Annotated in this window: 6 protein-coding genes; 3 read left to right on the forward strand and 3 right to left on the reverse strand. The window is 40.5% G+C overall.

What is annotated here, in order from left to right; translation table 11 throughout:
• Positions 1-99: 99 nt before the first annotated feature.
• Positions 100-480 (forward strand): hypothetical protein, encoded by a 381-nt coding sequence (locus tag ABGU93_RS07465; protein WP_347412850.1) that lies wholly within the window; start codon positions 100-102, stop codon positions 478-480.
• A gap of 106 nt (positions 481-586) precedes the next feature.
• On the opposite strand, the gene ABGU93_RS07470 is transcribed toward ABGU93_RS07465, so the two are convergent.
• From ABGU93_RS07470 to ABGU93_RS07480, 3 genes are all read right to left on the reverse strand, one after another.
• Complete coding sequence (locus tag ABGU93_RS07470; RefSeq protein ID WP_347412851.1) at positions 587-796, reverse strand: hypothetical protein; 210 nt, start codon at positions 794-796, stop codon at positions 587-589.
• 51 nt (positions 797-847) lie between these two features.
• Positions 848-1,195, reverse strand: coding sequence for a TIGR04076 family protein (locus tag ABGU93_RS07475; RefSeq protein ID WP_347412852.1), 348 nt, complete (start codon positions 1,193-1,195; stop codon positions 848-850).
• 112 nt (positions 1,196-1,307) lie between these two features.
• Complete coding sequence (locus ABGU93_RS07480) at positions 1,308-2,276, reverse strand: helix-turn-helix transcriptional regulator (RefSeq protein ID WP_347412853.1); 969 nt, start codon at positions 2,274-2,276, stop codon at positions 1,308-1,310.
• A gap of 318 nt (positions 2,277-2,594) precedes the next feature.
• Here ABGU93_RS07480 and ABGU93_RS07485 point away from each other — a divergent pair, with 318 nt between their 5' ends.
• Positions 2,595-3,035 carry a GNAT family N-acetyltransferase gene (locus ABGU93_RS07485; protein ID WP_347412854.1) on the forward strand — a complete coding sequence of 147 codons (441 nt, stop codon included), beginning with the start codon at positions 2,595-2,597 and terminating at the stop codon, positions 3,033-3,035.
• A gap of 438 nt (positions 3,036-3,473) precedes the next feature.
• A complete protein-coding gene (locus ABGU93_RS07490) occupies positions 3,474-3,872 on the forward strand; it encodes a VOC family protein (RefSeq protein ID WP_347412855.1) in 399 nt (132 codons plus the stop codon).
• Positions 3,873-4,199: the final 327 nt, after the last annotated feature.

The raw sequence follows: 4,199 nt of genomic DNA on the forward strand, positions 1-4,199 counted from the left end.
GCAACATCGGAATTACGAGGATTTTTGTTGATTATTATGTGCGAAGTTTGAGTTAAGGTAGTAGACCATAACGGCAGAGGCTATAAATCAGAAGAAGATATGTGTAACTATTGGGGTGTTAAGTATTATGTGTTTAAAGATAGACTTTCTGAAAATTGGACATTGGAAGAGGCTTTGGAAAGTAGACAACCGGATAGCATTAAGGATCACCTAAGCCGGGGTTTTAAAACAAAGTCTGAAATGTGTTTATATTGGGGTGTTAAGGAGTATGTTTTTAATGATCGGATAAAGGATGGGTGGTCATTAGAAGAAGCTTTAGAAGGTAAAAATCCTAAAACTGTAGTTGATCATTTGGGTAGGAAGTTTGACACCGAGAAAGATATGTGTGCTTATTGGGGAATTAAAAGCTATATCTTTAAAGATCGAATAAAAGACGGTTGGAGTTTGGAAGAAGCTTTAACGATACCGTATAAGTTTTAGTAGATAAGCGTTAGATTACAGCTACAGTGTAAATTTTCACATTGTTATGGACTGGATCATTCGATTTTCTGAGGAAGCAAACCAGGTCGAATATCTGGAAGCCTGCTCAAAAACCAGATGGTCCGATGAACAAATGACTGATCTGCTCAGCCAGAACCCCGAATACCGGAATCCGGGAGAAGTATCGGTAGAAAAGTGAAATCAGCTGATCCGACAGACTCAGCAGGTAACCGGTGGCAGTATCCGTCAATTGAGCCGGGTGCTGGGTCTGGGCAAGATGATGGTGGAGCGGGCCGTGAAATGATGAAGATGACAAACGAAAACATCCCCGCTCCCACAAAACTTGAAACGCTCCCTACCAACAATATCAGTCAAAAAATTTTCCCTGATAAAAATTCTCGTTTTCAAGTTTCTTTGCGGTCATTCTAAAGCTGACACAACCATCGGGACAGACAAGATCCTTGCTATATTTGCTACGGCCACCGATATTCTCTAAATTGCCGCCACTTCTGACAGCTTCCATGATTGGAAACATCATCATCATGACTTTGGAACAAATACCTTGTCCATCGGCATTTACAGGACAGCCATAGGTGCACCGATACGTATCGCCGATTTCCTCACCGTTTCGGCAATATCGCTCCGTGTGGTTGCTACGAAGAAACCCTGTCACTTCAATTTCCCATTCATATTCCTCATCATACCATTTTTTCATTAGTTACCTCCAATTTTTTTCTGATAAAGTCCGATTTTTCGCTTAAACAGATCCTTTCAATCTAATTAGGCAGGCTTAGACAACAGGTAATTTTATTCTCTTGTGGAGCGGTTTATGCTTTGCATACTGGTCTGATATACTTAAAATACTGGTCTGGATCATAATAGAAGTACATTATTCTACCGGGGGTAGGATCGAGACAGTAACCAGTGCCAGCATAATCAAAAGTGGTCATGGCTTTTTCAATTTTTTCTTCGACACTACAATTTTCTTGTTCATAATCGAAGGGTCCATATTCAAAAACAATATACTCTGATTCGGGAATATTGGTGACAAACATTTGTGATGGTAGATCACCTTTATAATCAAAAGGGAGTCGAATACCCCAACACTCTGCACGAGGAATACCCCAAGCACAGATTCTACCGTCGGAGTCGTTCAAGTAAGCCATAATCTGACCACTTCCGCAATTTGCTTCACTACCGCCACCATCGTCAAGTTTGCCCTTGATACTGTCAAGCAACCCACAAACTGTTTCGTAGTCCTGTCCGGGAATAAGATTCTGCTTTTTCCAAAAATCCCAATATCCGTTACTCGTGTAGTTTTTAATGTACAAAAACTTGTGTGAGGGTATGCTTACAAAGTAACACTTGACAGCGTCGGCTGATTTAATCATGCCGATTTCTCCCAATCCCAAAAAGTAGCGGTCAAAAGGGTTTATCTTTGTACGGAGAACGACAGGGTTAGGTTTTTTTCGATATTCGCTGGGTATAACACCATATGTTTCTTTGAAAGTTCGGGTGAACGCTTCATGTGATGAAAAACCGTAATCACAGGCAATATCCAGAAGGCTCTTATTACTATCTCGAACTTCTTTCAAAGCAAACGCTAACTTTCTGTAGCGCAGATAATCTCTAAACTGCATACCGGTTATTTCTTTGAATTTCCTGGTTGTATGGAATTTGGAATAGCCTAACTTGCGGGAAAGTAGGCCCAGGGTCAGGGCTTCAGTATCATGGTTTTTAATACCGCGATCAATTTCGTCAACAATTATTTGAATTTGCATTTGCCAGTCATACATTTATCTTGCCCCCTCACTTCAACTACACGACATTATTATAAAGAAATATAATACGGATTGCTTGATATTACTTGCTGTTTTATGTAATAGTATATCATATCGGGAAGACGAGCGAACACAGTGCTTCCGCAACCGTCGGATAAGTGGTGCGTGACACAGATTCCGGACGCTTCGTTTGTCATACCCATTAAACGGTGAGATAATTAGAAAAAGAAGAAGATAGATGAATCGATTCCTGGGGTTTAGAACGGGGCATCTGTAAAGCCTTGATCTTAGCCTTTTGTATGGATTTGAGTTTTAAAATAGGAGTGAATACTGGTGAATATAAGGAAAGTTACAAGCAATAAGAAAGCATATATCGACTTGCTTTTACTGGCTGACGAACAGGAAGACATGATAGACAAGTATCTTGAGCGTGGGGAAATGTTTGTTCTGGACGATCATGGCGTTAAAGCCGAATGTGTGGTTACTAAAGAGGCAGACAGTGTTTATGAACTTAAGAACATTGCGGTTATGCCCGATTGTCAGCGAAAGGGATATGGAAAAAGACTGATAGATTTTCTGTTTTTTCATTACAGCGATTGCAATACAATGCTTGTAGGAACGGGTGATGTTCCTTCGGCGCTCTGTTTTTATCAGAAATGTGAATTTACAGAATCATATCGGATACAAAACTTTTTTACGGACAATTATGACCATCCAATGTTTGAGGAGGGGACACAGCTTGTTGATATGGTCTACTTGAAGCGAGAGCGATGAAGGATTATTATCCTGATTATCGCTAGTTATGGCCTCAGCGCTTATATTTTTTGGGGCTAAATGCATCGTCTATTACAGTACCTTGCGCTAAGGCAGACCCAGTCAAGCGCTATTTGGCTGATCATGATAGGCTATCAGTCAAGGCGCTGCTGCAAGGAGAGTATGAAGCCATTCCCCAGAACGACAAGCATGGAGGTATGGCTGAAGCTGACAAATTAGCGTTCAAGTTATCACAGAATAATGATAGGATTGTGAAAAAACATGTTAATTGATGATCGTTTATAGGACGAAATAATTCGGACGGTTCTCTCACAATTTTTCAAAAGAACTTAAGGAGCTGGAATAACAGCTTCCGTAACATTTTTGGACATACGTGACATACAGGTGTCATGTTTTCCATGATAAAATGGCGGCAAAAACCAAAGGAGAATATTTAAAATGAAATTAGAAGGCGTCGGCGTATTTGTAAAGGATATGGCTACCATGATCCGTTTCTATCGGGAGGTGTTGGGGTTTGAAATTACAGAAACAGAAGACACCAGCAATGTCTATTTGGAAAAAGACGGAACGCTGTTTCTTTTCTTTGGCAGACAGGATTTTGAAGCGATGACCGGGCGCAGGTTTGGCTATGCACAAGGTGTCAATGGACATTTTGAAATTGCACTGAGTGTTGAAAATTTTGACGAAGTGGACAGGACCTTTGCTGAGATTACCGCAAAAGGTGGCCAGCCGGTCATGCCGCCAACAACAGAGCCTTGGGGACAGCGTACCTGTTATATTGCTGATCCGGAGGGAAACCTGATCGAGATTGGTTCTTTTATAAAAGGCGAGGATTAAGCTTGTAAACTTGAGGCAATGAGCAAAGTTAATTCATAATGATACCTTTAACACAAAAAAAATGGTTTTTAGTGTTAAAGGTATCATGACACGTATGACACGGGTATGACACGGGGATGTTTCGTTTGTCATGCCCCGTATTTGACAATTACCGATATTAAAACAAACGAGGGAGAGGGAGAAAATTAATGAAAAATATTTGTATTTATGGAGTTGGCGGGGTTGGTGGATATTTTGGAGCAAAAATGATCCAAAATAACAGCAATAATCATTCCCGACTTTGACAGTTAATAAAGTATTAATTCAGAGAAAACCTCGCAGTGATCG

It is taken from the genome of Acetobacterium sp. (genome assembly GCF_039830195.1).
Lineage (GTDB): Bacteria > Bacillota > Clostridia > Eubacteriales > Eubacteriaceae > Acetobacterium.

Coding starts and splice junctions, on each gene's coding strand:
- ABGU93_RS07465 (WP_347412850.1), top strand. CDS start 100: ATGTGTAACTATTGGGGTGTTAAGTATTATGTGTTTAAAGATAGACTT.
- ABGU93_RS07475 (WP_347412852.1), bottom strand. CDS start 1,195: ATGAAAAAATGGTATGATGAGGAATATGAATGGGAAATTGAAGTGACA.
- ABGU93_RS07490 (WP_347412855.1), top strand. CDS start 3,474: ATGAAATTAGAAGGCGTCGGCGTATTTGTAAAGGATATGGCTACCATG.
- ABGU93_RS07480 (WP_347412853.1), bottom strand. CDS start 2,276: ATGTATGACTGGCAAATGCAAATTCAAATAATTGTTGACGAAATTGAT.